The sequence below is a fragment of the Sphingomonas sp. AC411 genome (assembly GCF_979253035.1).
Genome location: NZ_CEEDAQ010000001.1, coordinates 275,443 through 294,271, shown reverse-complemented (window position 1 = coordinate 294,271; position 18,829 = coordinate 275,443). Strand labels below are relative to the sequence as shown.

The 18,829-nt window shown below is 65.5% G+C and carries 13 protein-coding genes and 1 pseudogene; 10 read left to right on the top strand and 4 right to left on the bottom strand.

The window, feature by feature from the left end; all coding sequences use genetic code 11:
* The first annotated feature begins 86 nt into the window (after positions 1–86).
* Positions 87–4,241: a DNA-directed RNA polymerase subunit beta gene (gene rpoB, locus AC0IX7_RS01500; protein ID WP_471810135.1), complete on the top strand. Its 4,155-nt coding sequence runs from the start codon at positions 87–89 to the stop codon at positions 4,239–4,241.
* Positions 4,242–4,366: 125 nt separating this feature from the next.
* The gene (rpoC, locus tag AC0IX7_RS01495; RefSeq protein WP_471810134.1) at positions 4,367–8,653 is read left to right on the top strand and encodes a DNA-directed RNA polymerase subunit beta'; all 4,287 of its coding nucleotides are present in this window, start codon (positions 4,367–4,369) and stop codon (positions 8,651–8,653) included.
* Positions 8,654–8,833: 180 nt separating this feature from the next.
* Here the strand turns inward: rpoC and AC0IX7_RS01490 are convergent, their stop codons facing one another.
* On the bottom strand, positions 8,834–9,067 hold the full coding sequence (locus AC0IX7_RS01490; protein ID WP_471810133.1) for a hypothetical protein: 234 nt from the start codon (positions 9,065–9,067) through the stop codon (positions 8,834–8,836).
* A 194-nt stretch (positions 9,068–9,261) separates the two neighbouring features.
* Here AC0IX7_RS01490 and AC0IX7_RS01485 point away from each other — a divergent pair, with 194 nt between their 5' ends.
* A complete protein-coding gene (locus AC0IX7_RS01485; protein WP_471810132.1) occupies positions 9,262–9,711 on the top strand; it encodes a hypothetical protein in 450 nt (149 codons plus the stop codon).
* A 78-nt stretch (positions 9,712–9,789) separates the two neighbouring features.
* A complete protein-coding gene (locus AC0IX7_RS01480) occupies positions 9,790–10,152 on the top strand; it encodes a hypothetical protein (RefSeq protein ID WP_471810131.1) in 363 nt (120 codons plus the stop codon).
* Positions 10,153–10,159: 7 nt separating this feature from the next.
* On the opposite strand, the gene AC0IX7_RS01475 is transcribed toward AC0IX7_RS01480, so the two are convergent.
* Entirely contained in the window at positions 10,160–10,885 is a 726-nt protein-coding gene (locus tag AC0IX7_RS01475; RefSeq protein WP_471813683.1) for a metallophosphoesterase family protein, read from the bottom strand.
* A 21-nt stretch (positions 10,886–10,906) separates the two neighbouring features.
* Positions 10,907–12,001, bottom strand: coding sequence for a catalase family protein (locus AC0IX7_RS01470; protein WP_471810130.1), 1,095 nt, complete (start codon positions 11,999–12,001; stop codon positions 10,907–10,909).
* A gap of 125 nt (positions 12,002–12,126) precedes the next feature.
* Here AC0IX7_RS01470 and AC0IX7_RS01465 point away from each other — a divergent pair.
* The 5 genes and pseudogenes from AC0IX7_RS01465 to AC0IX7_RS01445 all read left to right on the top strand — a co-directional run bounded on the left by AC0IX7_RS01465 (position 12,127) and on the right by AC0IX7_RS01445 (position 17,023).
* Positions 12,127–12,801, top strand: a pseudogene (locus tag AC0IX7_RS01465) (fumarylacetoacetate hydrolase family protein).
* A gap of 42 nt (positions 12,802–12,843) precedes the next feature.
* Positions 12,844–14,478 carry an OFA family MFS transporter gene (locus AC0IX7_RS01460; RefSeq protein WP_471810129.1) on the top strand — a complete coding sequence of 545 codons (1,635 nt, stop codon included), beginning with the start codon at positions 12,844–12,846 and terminating at the stop codon, positions 14,476–14,478.
* Between the two features lie 153 nt (positions 14,479–14,631).
* Entirely contained in the window at positions 14,632–15,435 is an 804-nt protein-coding gene (locus tag AC0IX7_RS01455) for an SDR family oxidoreductase (RefSeq protein WP_471810128.1), read from the top strand.
* A 233-nt stretch (positions 15,436–15,668) separates the two neighbouring features.
* On the top strand, positions 15,669–16,802 hold the full coding sequence (locus tag AC0IX7_RS01450; RefSeq protein WP_471810127.1) for a PepSY-associated TM helix domain-containing protein: 1,134 nt from the start codon (positions 15,669–15,671) through the stop codon (positions 16,800–16,802).
* Positions 16,799–17,023: a hypothetical protein gene (locus AC0IX7_RS01445; RefSeq protein WP_471810126.1), complete on the top strand. Its 225-nt coding sequence runs from the start codon at positions 16,799–16,801 to the stop codon at positions 17,021–17,023. Before AC0IX7_RS01450 ends, AC0IX7_RS01445 begins: the two co-directional genes overlap by 4 nt.
* Before the next feature lie 220 nt (positions 17,024–17,243).
* Here the strand turns inward: AC0IX7_RS01445 and AC0IX7_RS01440 are convergent, their stop codons facing one another.
* Positions 17,244–17,897: a hypothetical protein gene (locus AC0IX7_RS01440; protein WP_471810125.1), complete on the bottom strand. Its 654-nt coding sequence runs from the start codon at positions 17,895–17,897 to the stop codon at positions 17,244–17,246.
* A gap of 112 nt (positions 17,898–18,009) precedes the next feature.
* Here AC0IX7_RS01440 and AC0IX7_RS01435 point away from each other — a divergent pair, with 112 nt between their 5' ends.
* The gene (locus AC0IX7_RS01435; RefSeq protein ID WP_128453465.1) at positions 18,010–18,675 is read left to right on the top strand and encodes a response regulator; all 666 of its coding nucleotides are present in this window, start codon (positions 18,010–18,012) and stop codon (positions 18,673–18,675) included.
* Positions 18,676–18,829: the final 154 nt, after the last annotated feature.

The window sequence follows — 18,829 nt, the reverse complement described above, 5'->3', positions numbered from 1 at the left end:
CTGCGTTAACGTGCGTCCCGCTTAGGGGTTCCTAAGCACGAATTTACGGCTGACCCGATCAGTTTTTATAGGGCGAAATAAAACCTATGGCATCCAAGGCGATCGAACACGGCACTGCAAAGCGCCGTATCCGCAAGGTTTTCGGCAACATCCACGAAGTGGTGCAGATGCCGAACCTGATCGAAGTCCAGCGCGAGAGCTACGAGCAGTTCCTGCGCTCCGACAAGTCGATCGGCCACGTTTCGGGTCTCGAGAAGACGCTGCGCAGCGTGTTCCCGATCCAGGATTTCGCCGGCACCGCCTATCTCGATTTCGACGACTACGTCCTTGAGCCGCCGAAGTTCGACGTCGAGGAATGCCGCCAGCGCGGCATCACCTACGCCGCGCCGATGCGCGTCACGCTGCGTCTGACCGCGTTCGAGGTCGATCCCGATACCGAGGCCAAGTCGGTCATCGATATCAAGGAGCAGGACGTGTACATGGGCGACATGCCGCTCATGACCGAGAACGGCACGTTCTTCATCAACGGCACCGAGCGTGTCATCGTTTCGCAGATGCACCGTTCGCCGGGCGTCCTGTTCGATCACGATCGCGGCAAGACCCACGCATCGGGCAAGTATCTGTTCGCTGCCCGCGTGATCCCGTATCGCGGTTCGTGGCTCGACTTCGAGTTCGACGCGAAGGACATCGTCAACGTCCGCATCGATCGCAAGCGCAAGCTGCCCGTGACGGCGCTGCTCTACGCGCTCGGCATGACCTCGGAAGAGATCCTCAACTATTTCTACAACCGCGTGACGTTTGTCCGCGGCCAGGGTGGCTGGATCGTTCCGTTCCAGGTCGAGAACTGGCGTGGCCAGAAGCCGATGTTCGACATCGTCGATGCGAAGACCGGCGAAGTCGTGTTCCCGAACGGCCAGAAGATCAGCCCCCGCGCTGCGAACAAGGCGTTCAAGGACGGCCTGACCGACCTGCTGATCCCGACCGAGGAAATCTTCGGCCGCTATTCGGCATACGACCTGATCGACGAGTCGACCGGCCGCATCTACATCGAAGCCGGTGACGAAGTGACCGCCGAGAACCTCGAACTGCTCGACCAGGCAGGCATCGAGCGTCTCGACCTGCTCGACATCGATCACGTCGCGACGGGTCCGTGGATCCGCAACACGCTCAAGGTCGACAAGGCCGAGGAGCGCGAGCAGGCGCTGTCCGACATCTACCGCGTGATGCGTCCCGGCGAGCCGCCGACGCTGGAGACGGCCGAGGCATTGTTCTCAGGGTTGTTCTTCGATCCGGATCGTTACGACCTGTCGGCCGTCGGTCGCGTGAAGCTCAACATGCGTCTCGACCTCGACGTCGAGGATACCGTGACGACGCTGCGCACCGAGGACATTCTCGAGGTCATCAAGACGCTCGTGAACCTCAAGGACGGCAAGGGCGAAATCGACGATATCGACAACCTCGGTAACCGTCGTGTCCGTTCGGTCGGCGAGCTGCTCGAGAACCAATACCGCGTCGGCCTGCTCCGCATGGAGCGTGCCGTGAAGGAGCGCATGTCGTCGGTCGACGTCTCGACCGTGATGCCGAACGACCTGATCAACGCGAAGCCTGCGGTTGCCGCGGTCCGCGAATTCTTCGGCTCGTCGCAGCTGTCGCAGTTCATGGATCAGACCAACCCGCTGTCGGAAGTCACCCACAAGCGTCGCGTGTCGGCACTTGGACCAGGCGGTCTGACGCGTGAGCGCGCTGGCTTCGAAGTCCGCGACGTTCATCCGACGCATTACGGCCGCATCTGCCCGATCGAGACGCCGGAAGGCCCGAACATCGGTCTGATCAACTCGCTCGCCAGCTTCTCGCGCGTCAACAAGTACGGCTTCATCGAGACGCCGTACCGCAAGGTCGTCGACCACAAGGTCACCGACGACGTCGTGTACCTGTCGGCGATGGAAGAGGCCAAGCACACGATCGCGCAGGCCAACGCCGAGCTCGATTCGTCGAACGGCTTCGTCGAAGAACTGGTGTCGTCGCGTCAGGCTGGCGAATTCCTAATGGCGCTGCCCGACAACATCACGTTGATGGACGTCAGCCCCAAGCAGCTCGTCTCGGTCGCCGCATCGCTCATTCCGTTCCTGGAAAACGATGACGCCAACCGTGCACTGATGGGCTCGAACATGCAGCGTCAGGCCGTGCCGCTCGTCCAGGCCGAGGCGCCGTTCGTCGGCACCGGCATGGAAGAGACCGTGGCACGTGACTCTGGCGCCGCGATCTCGGCCAAGCGTGCGGGCATCGTCGACCAGGTCGACGCGGCGCGTATCGTGATCCGGGCAACCGGCGAGATCGATGCCGGCAAGTCGGGCGTCGACATCTACACGCTGATGAAGTTCCAGCGTTCGAACCAGTCGACCTGCATCAACCAGCGTCCGCTGGTGAAGGTGGGCGATGCGGTTCGTGCCGGCGACGTGCTCGCCGACGGCCCGTCGACCGAGTTCGGCGAGCTGGCGCTGGGTCGCAACAGCCTCGTCGCGTTCATGCCGTGGAACGGCTACAACTACGAGGATTCGATCCTGATCTCCGAGCGGATCGTGAAGGACGACGTGTTCACGTCGATCCATATCGACGAGTTCGAGGTGATGGCTCGCGACACGAAGCTCGGGCCTGAGGACATCACGCGCGACATCCCGAACGTCGGCGAGGAAGCGCTTCGCAACCTCGACGAGGCGGGCATCGTCTACATCGGTGCAGAGGTCGAGCCGGGCGATATCCTCGCCGGCAAGATCACGCCGAAGGGTGAATCGCCGATGACGCCGGAGGAGAAGCTTCTCCGCGCGATCTTCGGCGAGAAGGCCAGCGACGTGCGCGATACGTCGCTTCGCCTGCCGCCGGGCGTGTCGGGTACGGTCGTCGACGTTCGCGTCTTCAACCGTCACGGCATCGACAAGGACGAGCGCGCGATGGCGATCGAGCGCGAGGAGATCGAGCGCCTGAAGAAGGATTCGGACGACGAGCGTTCGATCCTGAACCGTGCGACGTGGTCGCGTCTTCGCGAGATGCTGCTCGACCAGACCGCCACCTCGGCGCCGAAGGGCGTCAAGAAGGGCGTCGTGATCGACATGGATCTGCTCGACAGCGTCGACCGCCACGAGTGGTGGAAGTTCGCGGTCGCCGACGACAAGGTCCAGAGCGATCTGGAAGCGGTCAAGATCCAGTACGACGACGCAGCCAAGCTGATCACGGACAAGTTCCACGATCGTCGCGAGAAGCTGGAGCGTGGTGACGAGCTGTCGCCGGGCGTGCTGAAGATGGTCAAGGTGTTCGTCGCGGTGAAGCGCAAGCTGCAGCCGGGCGACAAGATGGCCGGCCGTCACGGCAACAAGGGCGTCATCAGCCGCATCCTGCCGGCGGAGGACATGCCGTTCCTCGCCGACGGTACGCCGGTCGATATCGTGCTCAACCCGCTGGGCGTGCCGTCGCGCATGAACGTCGGGCAGATCTTCGAGACGCATCTGGGCTGGGCCGCACGTGGCCTTGGTCAGCAGATCACCCAGGCGCTCGAGACCTGGCGCGAGGAGAACCCCGAGGCCAAGCCCGGCGCGATGCCGGAGGCGGTCCGCGATCGCCTCAAGACGGTGTACGGCGAGCAGTATCACGCCGAGATCGACGCCCGTTCGGGTGACGAGATCGTCGAGCTGGCCAAGAACCTGAAGGGCGGCGTGCCGATGGCGACGCCGGTGTTCGATGGTGCGCGTGAAGCGGACGTGTCTGCGATGCTGGAACTGGCGGGTCTCGATCCGTCGGGCCAGTCGGACCTGTTCGACGGACGTACCGGCGACAAGTTCGATCGCAAGGTGACGGTGGGCTACATCTACATGCTGAAGCTCCACCATCTGGTGGACGACAAGATCCACGCACGGTCGATCGGGCCGTACTCGCTGGTCACGCAGCAGCCGCTGGGTGGTAAGGCGCAGTTCGGTGGGCAGCGCTTCGGCGAGATGGAGGTCTGGGCACTCCAGGCCTACGGCGCGGCGTACACCTTGCAGGAAATGCTGACGGTGAAGTCGGACGACGTTGTCGGCCGCACCAAGGTCTACGAGGCGATCGTCAAGGGCGACGACACGTTCGAGGCCGGCATTCCGGAGAGCTTCAACGTGCTCGTCAAGGAAATGCGCTCGCTCGGCCTGAATGTGGACCTGAAGCAGTCGGAGCCCGGCTTCGACAGCGACGGCATCCAGATCGCGGCGGAGTAAGCCTCAACTCCTCCCTCCCGCTTGCGGGAGGGGTCGAGGAGGGCCTGACCACAGGCGCCACCCCGAGAGGCTACGACATCCCCTCCTAGCCCCTCCCGCCTTGCGGAAGGGGAATGGAGAATAAAATGAACGAGATGACCCCCTTCGCCAATCCGGTCGCCAAGGCCGAGACGTTCGACCAGATCCAGATCGGCATCGCGTCCCCGGACAAGATCCGTTCGTGGTCGTTCGGCGAGATCAAGAAGCCCGAGACCATCAACTATCGCACGTTCAAGCCCGAGCGTGACGGCCTGTTCTGTGCGCGTATCTTCGGTCCGATCAAGGACTACGAGTGCCTGTGCGGCAAGTACAAGCGCATGAAGTACAAGGGCATCGTCTGCGAGAAGTGCGGCGTCGAGGTTACCGTCTCGAAGGTCCGCCGCGAGCGGATGGGCCATATCGAGCTCGCCGCCCCGGTCGCGCACATCTGGTTCCTGAAGTCGCTGCCGTCGCGCATCGGCCTGCTGCTCGACATGCAGTTGAAGCAGCTCGAGCGCGTGCTGTACTTCGAGGCGTACATCGTCATCGAGCCGGGCCTGACCCCGCTCGAAAAGTACCAGCTGATGACCGAGGACGAACTCCTCGACGCACAGGACCAGTATGGCGAGGACGCGTTCTCGGCCGGTATCGGTGCCGAAGCGGTCCGCATCATGCTCGAATCGCTCGATCTCGTCGGTGAGCGCACCGCGCTGCTCGAAGAGCTCGCGGTTACCAAGTCCGAGCTGAAGCCCAAGAAGATCATCAAGCGCCTGAAGGTCGTCGAGAGCTTCATCGACTCGGGTAACCGCCCCGAGTGGATGATCCTCGAGGTTGTGCCGGTCATCCCGCCCGAGCTGCGCCCGCTGGTGCCGCTGGACGGTGGTCGTTTCGCGACGTCGGATCTGAACGATCTGTATCGCCGCGTCATCAACCGCAACAACCGCCTGAAGCGCCTGATGGAGCTTCGTGCGCCGGACATCATCGTCCGCAACGAGAAGCGCATGCTCCAGGAGGCCGTCGACGCATTGTTCGACAATGGTCGCCGCGGTCGCACGATTACGGGCGCCAACAAGCGTCCGCTGAAGTCGCTGTCCGACATGCTCAAGGGCAAGCAGGGCCGCTTCCGCCAGAATCTGCTCGGCAAGCGCGTCGACTATTCGGGTCGTTCGGTCATCGTGACCGGGCCTGAGCTGAAGCTGCACCAGTGCGGCCTGCCAAAGAAGATGGCGCTCGAGCTGTTCAAGCCGTTCATCTACGCACGCCTCGACGCCAAGGGTCTGTCGATGACCCTGAAGCAGGCCAAGAAGTGGGTCGAGAAGGAGCGCAAGGAAGTCTGGGATATCCTGGACGAGGTGATCCGCGAGCATCCGGTCATGCTGAACCGTGCGCCAACGCTTCACCGTCTTGGCATCCAGGCGTTCGAGCCGGTTCTGATCGAGGGCAAGGCGATCCAGCTTCACCCGCTGGTCTGCTCCGCGTTCAACGCCGATTTCGATGGCGATCAGATGGCCGTTCACGTCCCGCTGTCGCTCGAAGCGCAGTTGGAAGCGCGCGTCCTGATGATGTCGACGAACAACATCCTGTCGCCCGCCAACGGCAAGCCGATCATCGTGCCGTCGCAGGACATGGTCCTCGGTCTCTATTATCTTTCGATGATGAAGGAGAACGAGCCGGGCCAGGGGATGCTGATCTCCGACATGGCGGAAGTGCATCAGGCGCTGAACGCGCAGTCGGTCACGCTGCATACCAAGATCATCAGCCGCGTTCCGCAGACCGATGAGAAGGGCAAGCAGTACCTCAAGCGGTACGAAACGACGCCGGGCCGCATGCTGCTGGGCGAATGCCTGCCGCATAGCCACAAGGTGCCGTTCGACACCGTCAACCGCCTCCTCACCAAAAAGGACGTGGGCGACGTGATCGACGAGGTCTACCGTCACACCGGCCAGAAGGAGACCGTCCTGTTCGCCGATGCGATCATGACGCTCGGTTTCCGCCACGCGTTCCGCGCCGGCATCTCGTTCGGCAAGGACGACATGATCATTCCGGACGCCAAGGTTGGTCTGGTCGACGACACCAAGGCGCTCGTGAAGGACTTCGAGCAGCAGTATCAGGACGGCCTGATCACGCAGCAGGAGAAGTACAACAAGGTGATCGACGCCTGGAGCCGTTGCGGCGATCAGGTCGCGAACGCCATGATGGACGAGATCCGTGCGGTGAAGGTCGACGAGGAGACCGGCCGTGAAAAGCCGATCAACTCGATCTACATGATGGCCCATTCGGGTGCTCGTGGTTCGCAGGCGCAGATCAAGCAGCTTGCCGGCATGCGCGGCCTGATGGCCAAGCCGTCGGGCGAGATCATCGAGACGCCGATCATCTCGAACTTCAAGGAAGGCCTGACCGTCCTTGAGTACTTCAACTCGACCCACGGCGCTCGCAAGGGCCTCGCGGATACGGCGTTGAAGACGGCGAACTCGGGCTACCTGACGCGTCGCCTGGTCGACGTGTCGCAGGATTGCGTCATCATCGAACCGGATTGCGGCACGACCCGCGCTCTGGAGATGAAGGCCATTCTCCAGGGTGGTTCGACCATCGCAAGCCTCGGCGAGCGCATCCTCGGTCGTACGACCGCGGAGGACATCGTCGATCCGAAGACCGGCAAGGTCGTCATCCCATCGGGCACGCTGCTCGACGAGCCGATGATCACGACGATCGAAGGCCTCGGCACGCAATCGTGCAAGATCCGCAGCCCGCTGGTCTGCGAGTCGAAGATCGGCGTCTGCGGCAAGTGCTACGGGCGCGATCTCGCCCGCGGTACGCCGGTGAACATCGGTGAAGCTGTCGGCGTCATTGCCGCGCAGTCGATCGGTGAGCCGGGCACGCAGCTAACGATGCGTACGTTCCACATCGGTGGTGCGGCGCAGCTCAACGAAACGTCGAACCTCGAGGCGCATGCCGACGGTACGGTGCAGTTCCGCGATCTGCGTATCATCGTCGACCAGCGTGGTCGTCGTGTGGTGCTCAGCCGCTCGGGTGAAATCGCGATCGTCGACATGGACGGCCGCGAGCTCTCGGTCGATCGCATCCCCTACGGTGCGTACGTGCTGTTCGACGATGGTCACATCGTGTCGAAGGGCGACCGGATGGCCGAGTGGGATCCGTTCACCATGCCGGTGATCACGGAGAACCCGGGCACGATCAAGTATGTCGACCTGATCGAGGGCAAGACGCTCACCGAGCAGACCGACGAAGCCACGGGTATCGCCCAGCGCGTCGTGATCGAATATCGTGCGGCGACCAAGTCGAAGGAGGATCTGCGTCCGCGCCTGACCCTGCTTGACGAGACGTCGGGCGAGACCGGTCGCTACATGCTGGCGATCGGTGCGACCCTGTCGGTCGAGGACGGCGCACAGGTCCAGGGCGGCGACGTCGTGGCCCGCGTCAGCCGCGAGAGCGCCAAGACGCGCGACATCACCGGTGGTCTGCCGCGTGTCGCCGAGCTGTTCGAGGCACGTATCCCCAAGGACTCGGCGATCATCGCCAAGATCTCGGGCCGCGTGGTGTTCGGCAAGGACTATAAGGCGAAGCGCAAGATCGGCATCCAGCCCGAGGATGGCGGCGACGTCGTCGAGTATCTGGTGCCGAAGTCGAAGGTCATCGACGTCCAGGAAGGCGATTACGTCAAGCGCGGCGACAATCTGATCGGCGGTTCGCCCGATCCGCACGACATCCTCGAGACGATGGGTATCGAACCCCTCGCCGAGTATCTCGTGTCGGAAATCCAGGAGGTCTATCGTCTCCAGGGCGTGAAGATCAACGACAAGCACATCGAGACGATCGTTCGTCAGATGCTGCAGAAGGTCGAGATCACCGACGGCGGCGACACGACGCTGCTTAAGGGCGAGCAGGTCGATCGCGAGGAAATGGACGCGACCAACGAGAAGCTCGAGAAGAAGCAGGCCCGCGCACAGGGCAAGCCGATCCTGCTCGGCATCACCAAGGCGTCGCTGCAGACCCGCAGCTTCATCTCGGCGGCATCGTTCCAGGAGACCACCCGCGTCCTCACCGAAGCGGCTGTCCAGGGTAAGCAGGACATGCTGATGGGCCTGAAGGAGAACGTGATCGTCGGCCGGCTCATCCCGGCAGGCACCGGTGCAGGCCTCAACCGCCTGCGGGTCGTGGCCAACAGCCGCGACGCCTCGATGCGCGTCGCCCAGCGGAAGATGGCGGAGGTGTCGATCGTGGCACCGATGTCGGCTGCCGACGAGCACGCCGCCGAACTCGCGCGCTCGCCGCGTGACGCTGGTGGTGTGGGTGAAGATCCGCTCGCAGCGGTCGTCACCTCGGGCACCGGCACCGACGCGGATGCCGGCGAGTATCTGAACGAAGCCGAGTAATCGGTTCCGTCGGACGCTCAGGCGCTGACTGAAACAAGGCCGCCGTCCGGGACACCGGACGGCGGCCTTTTCGTTTGTGCGAACGGGCCCCTTCCCTCTCCCAGCGGGAGAGGGAGAGACGCCGAAGGCGGCGAGGGTGAGGGCACGACGTACGTGGCCAGCCCTCCCACCTCGACGATGCTACAACGCACCCCCGCCCCCGGCGAATGAACTCTTGGTCATCAGGCCGCTGACGTGTTGCGGGGCGGGCGCGGGACGGCTAGGCGAACGGCCGATGCGGTCGGCGTACCATCCTTCGTCGAGCGAGACGAGCGTTTCCACGCGACGTCGCAGTGCCGCGTTCGTGCTGACGGTGATCGCGCACATCCTGATCATCCTGCTGCTGTTGCGGCTCGCCCCGTCGGCGGTCGTCAAGCCGGAGGAACGGCGCGATCCGGTGACGTTCCAGATGGCACCCGATCAGAGCACGCCTACCCCCCAAAGCGCACGCCGTCGCCGACCAAGCAGAAGCGCGCCAGCGGCGGCTCGCCGCCACGGGCGGCACCGCGCGCCGAGTCCGCGCAGGCGCCCCTGCCCCGCCGAAATCTCCGCCCCCGCTGCCGATCAAGATGCTGGGCGGGATGGAGATGTTCGACGCCGCCGATATCTCCAAGATGCCCGCGCATCCCGAAGACCAGCTCGCCGGGGGGATGGGGAGCGGGACGGGGAAGGGTCAGGACAGTGGTTCGGCCTATGGTCCTGGTGAAGGGCCGGGCGGGCAGCGGCTGTACAACGCCGAATGGTACCGCGAGCCCACCCATGCCGAGCTCGCCGAGTTCCTACCCAACGGTGCGCCGCCGGGCGGCTGGGCGCTGATCGCGTGCAAGACGATCGCGAATTACCAAGTCGAGAACTGCCGGTCGCTCGGCGAATCCCCGGTCGGCTCGGGTCTTTCCCGCGCGATGCGGCAGAGCGCCTGGCAGTTCCGCATCCGCCCGCCCCGCATCAACGGCAAGCCGATGATCGGCGCCTGGGTCAAGATCCGGATCGATTTCACGCAAGGCGGCGACAAGAGATAGTCGTGCGCCACGGCGACATTCCGGAGAAATATCGCCGACGCTCTGGAAATCCGGACCGACCACGGGCATTTTTAAAGCATGACGACCGATCCCAGCGACAAACCGCCCTCGCTTGCCCGTGCAACGCGGACGAGCGTGATGCTGAGCGCGGATGTGTTTCGCGTCGACCGGGACGGCGCCAGCCAGCACCGCGTCACCAACATCTCGGAAACCGGCGTCTGCATCGCGCAGGCCGGGGACCTCGTGGCGGGCACCGTCGTCGTCGTGGCGATCGGGTCGGTCGCCCCGCCGCCGCCAACGTGGTGTGGGTCCGGAGCGGGCTGGCAGGGCTGGCGTTCCAGAAGCCGATCGACGTCTCCGAAGCGCGCCGCCGACGGCCTCCGGCAGCACTTTGCGCCCGCCCGCCGCCGGCTGGCTCACCGAGCTCAACAATCCTTATAAGAGCTGACTACAGCGTCCGCGGCACCGTCTCGAAACGGCCGTTCTCGACGCGGATTTCGTTGAAGGCGGGTGGACTGCCGCGGGTGCGCTTCGACAAGGTGCCCGCACCGATCATGCGGATCGTCCGCCCTTCGCGTTCGATCGGAATGTCGAACGGATCGTGGACGTGGCCCGACAAGACCGCATGCGCACCAGCCTCCGCCAGCGCAGACAGCGCCGCGTCGCCGTGACGCGTTTTCGCGGTCCCGGTCGTTCCGCCTTCGATCAGCGGATGATGCGCGCCGATGAAGATCAGATTGCCCTTCGGCACCTCCGTGATCATCGCCAGCGCGCGCTTGAGCGAGCCGGGGCTCACGCGCCCCTTCGACCAGTTCCACCGCCACTGCGCCCGCGCGGTCGTCTTCAGCGGCACCACCGTGACACCGGGCAGCTCCAGCGGCCGCTCGATCATCTGCTCCACCGCGGCATAGCGTTGATAGGGCGAGAACAACCGCCGGAACGGGTCCCAATAATAGGGGATGTCGTGATTGCCGACCTCCAGCGTCACCGGCACGCCGAGCGACCGCAGCCAGTCGCCACCCTGTTGGAACTCGTCCTTGGTCGCACGCATCGTCAGGTCGCCGGTCATGATGACCGCGTCCGGCTTTTCCTGCGCCACGCAATCGGAGAACCAGGCGATCGCCGCCGGGTCCTCCGCGCCGAAATGGACGTCGCTGACGTGGAACAGCTTCAGTGTATGGCCCCCATCGTCATGTCAGGCGAGTTCGGCCAGCTTAGCCGGCTCGTGCATCGGACAACCGTTGAACTTGCCCCGGAAGTACGCCGACTGCTTGTACGTGTCCTTGCGCACGCGGTTCACGCCGCCGAGCGGCTGATGCGCAGTGATACCGTGCCAGATGCTGTACGACAGCGCGTCGTCGGTATGATCGGTGACGCCGTGTTCCCAAGAAAGCTGTGCCGGCACGTCGAGCGTGGCGACGGTCACGAACGGGCTCTCCGCCTCGTCCCAGACCACCGACGCGTCCTCGATCGGCATCTTTTCGAGATCGGTGTTGAGCTGCACGCGGAACTCCCATTTGCCGCCATGCTCGACCAGTTCCTCGCGAACGACTTCGCGCAAGGCGTCCGGGCGTGCGGTGATGTCGACCAGATCGCCGGTCAGCCGGGTCAGCTCGGGCGATACCGGGAACAGCGCGACCTTCGCGATATACTCGCCGAAGCGGAACGGCGTCTGCGAATAATAGGTCTCGCCGAGCGGGTGGACGGGCTTGGCGCCGCCGAGCGTGGTCAGCGTCGCCGACTTGCCGCCGACCGCCTCGAGCGCGGACTCGACGACGCGGAAGGTGGCGGACATCGCCTTCTTCACGCCCTCGAACCGATCGGTCGTCTTCGCCAGCAGCTTCAGGTTTTTAGCGAAGGACTTGGGGTCCGCCGCGGAAAAGGCCGGGCCGTTGACCATGATGAAGTCCTGCGTCGTGTCGCCTTCCGATCCCGGCAGGCGAGCGCCCTCGACATCGAGGATCTTCAGCGCGAGGCCGCGCGGCAGGCTGATGCTGTCGTCGAGGATATCGCCGGCGTTGGTCGAGATGCGGATGATCGCCTCATGCTGGCCCGGCGTCGCGAAGATGCCCTGCGCGAGTTCGGGCGGAAGGCCGTCGGCGACGGTGAAAGTGCCGCGCGCGATGCCGTGCGCCTTGGCGTGGACCGACCGGACCGCATGGCCGTAATCTTCCGAGGTGGTCTCCAGGATTTCCTGGAACGAGTCCTTCATGCTCTGCAGCGTTTCCTGCTCGTCGGGCGCAATCGTCTCGACCGACGGATCGAACCGCACGGGGTTGGTGCTGGGCATTGGGGTATCTCCGGTTAGTGCCTAGCGGTAACCCGTTGTGTCCACAGACGTTCCGGTTTGGACGCCTCGACCGGCCGTTGCAAAGGATGCGCGCGCAGTCGATGTAGGTCGGCAAAGGAGCCATCATGCACATTCCCACGATCACCGCCCCGACCGTCGCCATCGCCGGCTCGGCCGATCGCTTCCCGGTTCGCCGGATCTTCTGCGTCGGCCAGAACTACGCCGATCATGCGCGTGAGATGGGCTCCGACCCCGACCGGCAGGAGCCGTTCTTCTTCACCAAGCCCGCCGACGCGGTGGTGGAGAACGGCAGCGCGCTGCCCTTCCCGCCGCAAACCGAGGACCTGCATCACGAGGTCGAACTGGTCGTCGCGCTTGGCGCAGGCGGCAAGGACGTCGCGGTCGCGGATGCGGCGGCGATGATCTTCGGTGCCGGCGTCGGCATCGATCTGACGCGGCGCGATCTGCAGGCGGCGGCGAAGAAGATCGGGCGGCCATGGGATATGGCGAAGGGCTTCGATCGCTCCGCACCCGTTGCGGCGTTGACGCCGGGCGTGCCCGCCGCCTCGGGCAGCATCGCGCTCGCGATCGACGGCGAGACTTCGCCAGTCGGGCGACCTGTCGATGATGATCTGGAGCGTCCCCGAAATCATCGCGACGCTGTCGACCTTCGTCGAGCTGGCGCCCGGCGACCTGATCTTCACCGGCACCCCGCCGGGGTCGGCCCGATCCGCCGGGGACAAGCCGTGCGCGCGACGATCGATGGGTTCGAACCGCTCGAGGTGACATTCACCGCCTGATCGGCCATCGTCCCCGATTATAAGCGAATAAACGGGGGCGGCATGGCTGACACGCGGGAATACGGCGAACGAGATTCGGGCGCGGACGGCTTCCTCAGCCGGGCGCGCACGGTTGCCGCCCCCGGCTTCAACCGCTGGCTCGTGCCCCCGTGTGCGCTCGCGATTCACCTGTGCATCGGCATGGCGTACGGGTTCAGCGTGTTCTGGCTGCCGCTGTCGCGTGCGATCGGGATTTCGGACCCGGTCGTCTGCCCCAACCTCTCGCTGATCGGCGCGCTGACCACGACGACCTGCGACTGGCGGGTGAGCGATCTCGTCTGGACGTACACGCTGTTCTTCGTCGTGCTCGGAGCCGCCGCCGCGATCTGGGGCGGCTGGCTGGAACGCGCGGGTCCGCGGAAAGCCGGCATCGTCGCGGCATTCTGCTGGTGCGGCGGCATGGGCATCGCCGCGATCGGCGTGTCGGTGCACCAGCTCTGGCTGATCTGGATCGGGTCTGGCGTGATCGGCGGGATCGGGCTGGGACTTGGCTATATTTCGCCGGTGTCGACGCTGATCAAATGGTTTCCCGATCGGCGCGGGATGGCGACCGGCATGGCGATCATGGGCTTCGGCGGCGGCGCGATGATCGGCGGACCGCTCGCCGACCTGTTGATGAAGCATTTCGCGAGCCCGACAGGCGTCGGCGTCTGGCAGACGTTCCTGGTCCTCGCGAGCGTCTATTTCGTGTTCATGATGGCCGGCGCGATCGGCTACCGCGTTCCCGCCGAGGGTTGGGCGCCGGCGGGCTGGACCGCGCCGACTTCGGCCAAGGCCTCAATCAGCCGCTTCAACGTCGCGCTGTCGAACGCGCATCGCACGCCGCAATTCTGGCTCGTGTGGCTGGTGCTGTTCTTCAACGTCTCCGCCTCGATCGGGATCATCGGCATCGCCTCGCCGATGTTGCAGGAGCTGTTCGGCGGACGGCTGATCGATGCGCCGGGCGTGCTGTTCACCGCGTTCGACGACGACCAGAAAAAGGCGGCGGCGGCGGTCGGCGCAGGGTTCGTTGGCGCGATCAGCCTGTTCAACATCGGCGGACGGTTCTTCTGGGCGTGGCTGTCCGACCGGATCGGGCGCAAGCCGATGTTCGCGACCATTCTCGTCGCGGGCGCGCTGCTCTACGGTCTGGCGGCACCGGCGCTGGCAGGCACGACTCTCGGCCTGTTCATCCTGGTCTTCTGCATCCTCGCCTCGATGTACGGCGGCGGGTTCGCGACGGCGCCGGCGTATCTCGCCGACCTGTTCGGGACGAAATATGTCGGTGCCATCCATGGCCGGCTGCTGACCGCGTGGTCGACAGCAGGCGTTGTCGGGCCATTGCTCGTCGCGAACATGCGCGACCGGGCGATCGCGGCGGGCGTGCCGCGTGGCGATATCTATCCGCCGATCTTCTGGGTGCTGGCGGCGATGCTCGTCGCTGGGTTCGTCGCGAACCTGTTCGTCCGGCCGGTCGCAGCCAAGTTCCACATGCCCGCGGACGACAGGCCGATCGCGGTCGAGACGGTGGCCGGCGGGACGGTCGCGGCGGACGCCGGCACCTCACCGGTGGTCGTTTTCGCGTGGCTGGCGGTCGGGCTGCCGATCCTCTGGGGGATCTACATGACGCTGTCGAAGGCGTTGATCCTGCTCAAGTAGAGCGCAACCCGATCGATCGGCCATCGGTTGCCCCTGTTCCCCCAGACAGGAGCTTCCCATGGCCGACCGGCTCACGATGCAGGATCCGCGCACGCAATATCCGCAGCCCCCTTCCCGCAGCAGCCGCAGGAAGCACCGGGCATCGCGTCGAAGATGGACCCGAAACCCGATCACGGCGAGACGAGCTACACGGGCTCGGGCAAGCTGGGCGGGCGGAAGGCGCTCATCACCGGCGGCGACAGCGGCATCGGTCGCGCCGCCGCGATCGCTTATGCGCGCGAGGGCGCCGACGTCGCGATCGTCTATCTCCCCGCCGAGGAGGCCGATGCGAAGGAGGTCGTCGCGCTGATCGAGGCCGAGGGGCGCAAGGCGCTCGCACTGCCCGGCGACGTGAAGGACGAGTCGTTCTGCCGGGCGGCCGTGCAGCAGACGGTCGATGCGTTTGGTGGTCTCGACGTGCTGGTGGTCAACGCCGGACGCCAGCAGACGCGGCCGACCGTCGCGGATATCTCGACCGACGATTTCGACCAGACGATGAAGACCAACGTCTATGCGCTGCACTGGTTCGTTCAGGCCGCGGTGCCGCATCTGCCCGTTGGCGCGGCGGTGATCACGACCGCGTCGGTGCAGGGCTATGATCCGTCGGACAATCTGCTCGACTATGCGACCACCAAGGCCGCGATCGTCGCGTACACCAAGGGTCTCGCCAAGCAGCTGATCGAGAAGGGTATCCGCGCAAACGTCGTCGCGCCCGGACCGTTCTGGACGGTGTTGCAGCCGAGCGGCGGTCAGCCGCAGGAGATGGTCGAGACGTTCGGGTCGAAGAGCCATTTCGGCCGGCCGGGCCAGCCGGTGGAGATCGCCCCGGTGTATGTGCTGCTCGCCTCGCAGGAGGGGAGCTATATCACCGGTGAGGTTTACGGGGTTACGGGCGGCGCGGAGTCGCTTAGCCCTTAATCCTCCCCCGCCAGGGGAGGTGGCTGGCACTTGCCAGACGGAGGGGAGGTCAGGATCACCGCGGTTGCGCATTCCTCCCCTCCGTCACCTTCGGTGCCACCTCCCCTGGCGGGGAGGATCAGTCGACGAAGCGCCCGCCCTCACATCGCTATTGCACATCGTTATCAAATCTGTACCTGTGTGCCGGTGATCATCCGCCATCGCCTTTCCCCAGACATGCCCGTGTTCCGCGCATGACCCGCGGCACGATCAAGGCCTGGTATCTCGTCCACAAATGGACGAGCCTGATCTGTACGGCGTTCCTGCTGATGCTCTGCGTGACCGGCCTGCCACTGATCTTCGAGGAAGAGATCGACGGCTGGATCAACCCGCCCGCGCCGATGGCGACGCTGCCCGCGGGCACGCCGTCGCTCTCGCTCGACACCGTTCTCGCGCGGGCGGCTAAGGCCGCTCCCGGAGAGGTTCCGCTCTACATCAGCTTCGACGAAGAGCGGCCGATCGTCTACGTCACGACTGGGCCGACCCCCGACGCAGTACCCGCGGCGATGCATTTCCACGCCTTCGATGCGCGCACCGGTGCGAAGATGCCGCCCTATGTACCAGGCGTGATGGCGTTCATCCTCGAACTCCATACCGACATGCTGCTCGGCTTCTGGGCGGAGATATTCCTCGGCGTGATGGGCCTGTTGTTCTTCGCGGCAATCGTCTCGGGCGTCGTGCTCTACGCGCCGTTCATGGCCAAGCTGGACTTCGGCACGTTGCGGCGCGGACGCAGCAAGCGGCTCGGTTGGCTGGATCGCCACAATCTGCTCGGCATCGTCACTTTGGTTTGGGCGAGCGTCGTCGGCGTGACGGGTACGATCAACACCTTCGTCGTGCCGATCACCGCGATCTGGAAGGCGAACGGCCTTGCCGAGGTCATCGCCAGCGAGGCGCGCACGCCGCTCGGGCCCCAGCGTGCGTCGGTGCAGGCGGCGCTCGACGCGGTCCAGCGCAAGGCGCCCGACATGAAGCCGCAGTTCATCGCCTTTCCCGGCGTCGTCTTCAGCAGCCAGCATCACTACGCCGTGTTCCTGAAGGGCGCGACGCCGCTGACGTCGAAGCTGTTGCTGCCGGGCTTCGTCGATGCCGCGACCGGGCGGCTCGACGCGGTCGTGCCGATGCCGTGGTACATGCAGGCGATGCTGCTCGCGCAGCCGCTGCATTTCGGGAATTACGGCGGGCTGGCGATGAAGATCGTCTGGGCGATCTTCGACATACTGACGATCATCGTGCTCGGCAGCGGGCTGTATCTTTGGCTGCGTCGTCGCGGCGGTCCGAGCGACCAGCGCGTCCGCGAAGTCGTGATGGCGGGAGAAATCGCATGAGCCACAAGACCAACCGCCAGATCTTCGCGCTGCCGATCCTGCTGGGCGTGTCGACCGTCGCGGGGTTGGGCGCGGGATTGATCGGCGACGGTGTGTGGGACGTCGGCGCAGGGCTCCTGCTCGCGCTGCCACTGGCGGTAACCGGCCGCTACTGGGTCCGCCAGCCCGCTACGCAATCGCGCCAGAGCGCCGCCCCAAGAGTCGCGTCGATCGCCCGCTGAACCAATCCTCCCCGCCAGGGGAGGTGGCGCCGAAGGTGACGGAGGGGAGGACACGGAACGGCAGTTACACCTTACCTCCCCTCCGTCAGGCTAGAGCCTGCCACCTCCCCTTGCGGGGGAGGATCGTGAAACCTGCGCGGGGATGCCGGTGTCTTTGCCGCGCGGCTTCGATGCTGCCTGGAACGGAAAATGGAGCCGGTTTTACCCGGCTCCATCCTAGTCACGTCGCTGACGTAGCCTGCGGGGCCGGTGCGGTCGTCGGAGCCGTCGCGCCTGCCGGGGCACCGACCGGTGCTGGTGCTGCACCCGCAGTCATCGGCGGTGGCGGCGGCGCCATGCCGGCTGGGGGCGGAGGCGCGCCCGGGCCACCCGGACCGCCGGGGCCACCAGGACCGTCATGCCCCGGACCACCCGGACGGCCTGGACCGCCCGGCCCCGGCGGCGGACCGCCGATCGGGCCGAGCGCGGTCACCTTGCCGCCTGCACCGACGAGGAACGAGGCATGGACGAAGCCATTCTCGAACCGGCCCTGGATCGTCACCGGCTGGCCGGCGGTGACGAGAGTGCCGTCCTCGCCTTCACGGCCGAGGTCGACCAGCGCGCGGCCGGTCGGGTCGGCCATCACGAACTTGTTGCCGTAGATTTCGGCGACGGCGCCGCGGATCGTAACGATGCTGTCCGATTGGCCGTTCGCCTGGAGCGAGCGGATCGCGACCGGCGTGGCGGGCGCCATCGTCACGCTCGGGCGCGTGGCGGCGACCGTGACGGCACCGGCGGCGCCACCGACGGCGAGCAGTCCGGCCGCGGCGAGCGCGAGGCGGTTGCGGCGGAAATTGAAGCCCTTCTTCGGGGCGCTGTGGGAATGTTCGGTCACTTGCGTCTTTCCTCTCGTTGGTTGACGAATCACCGTCTAGGCGCGCGCTGCCGACGCCCGCTGAACCAAGCCGTTCAGATTCCGTTGGGGTCTCGGGCATAGGGACGATCGCATGCGGGTATTATTGGTCGAGGACGATGCGGCGATCGCCGACGGGCTGGCACGGGCCCTGCGTGCGGAGCATTTCGCGGTCGACGTCGCGAGCAATGGCGAGGACGGCGGCCATCTCGGCGCGACCGAACTGTACGACGCAGCGGTGCTCGACCTCGGCCTGCCAAAGCGCGACGGGCTGTCCGTGCTCCGCGACTGGCGTGCAGCCGGTCGCGACCTCCCCGTCCTGATCCTCACCGCGCGCGACGGCTGGTCGGAAAAGGTCGAGGGCTTCAAGGCCGGCGCCGACGATTATGTCGTGAAGCCGTTCCGCGTCGAGGAGGTCGTGATGCGCCTGCGCGCGCTGGTCCGCCGCGCCGCCGGCCACGCTGCGTCGCGCGTGACGTGCGGGCCGCTGGCCTTCGATGCGCAACTCGGTACGTTCGAGCTCGACGGTTTGCCGCTGAAGCTCACCGCGTTCGAATGGCGCGTCCTGTCCGCGCTGATGCTCCGCCGCGAGGTGGTGATCGAACGCGCGGACCTGATCGAGCGGGTCTATGAGGGCGATGCGGACGTGGACTCGAACTCGATCGAGGTGATCATCGGCCGGCTGCGGCGGAAGATCGGTGCGCAGATGATCGAGACTGTGCGCGGGCGGGGGTATCGGCTGACGGCGGACGGGGCGTGATGATGCCGACGTCTTGTGTTCCCCGCGAACGCGGGGGCCCAGGATTACAGGCGCAGACGCTCTTGGCTCCTGGACCCCCGCCTTCGCGGGGAACAGAAATGTGCGGCCGCGGGTCCTGCTCCGACTAAGTCACCCAAAATCAAAGCGCGATGAA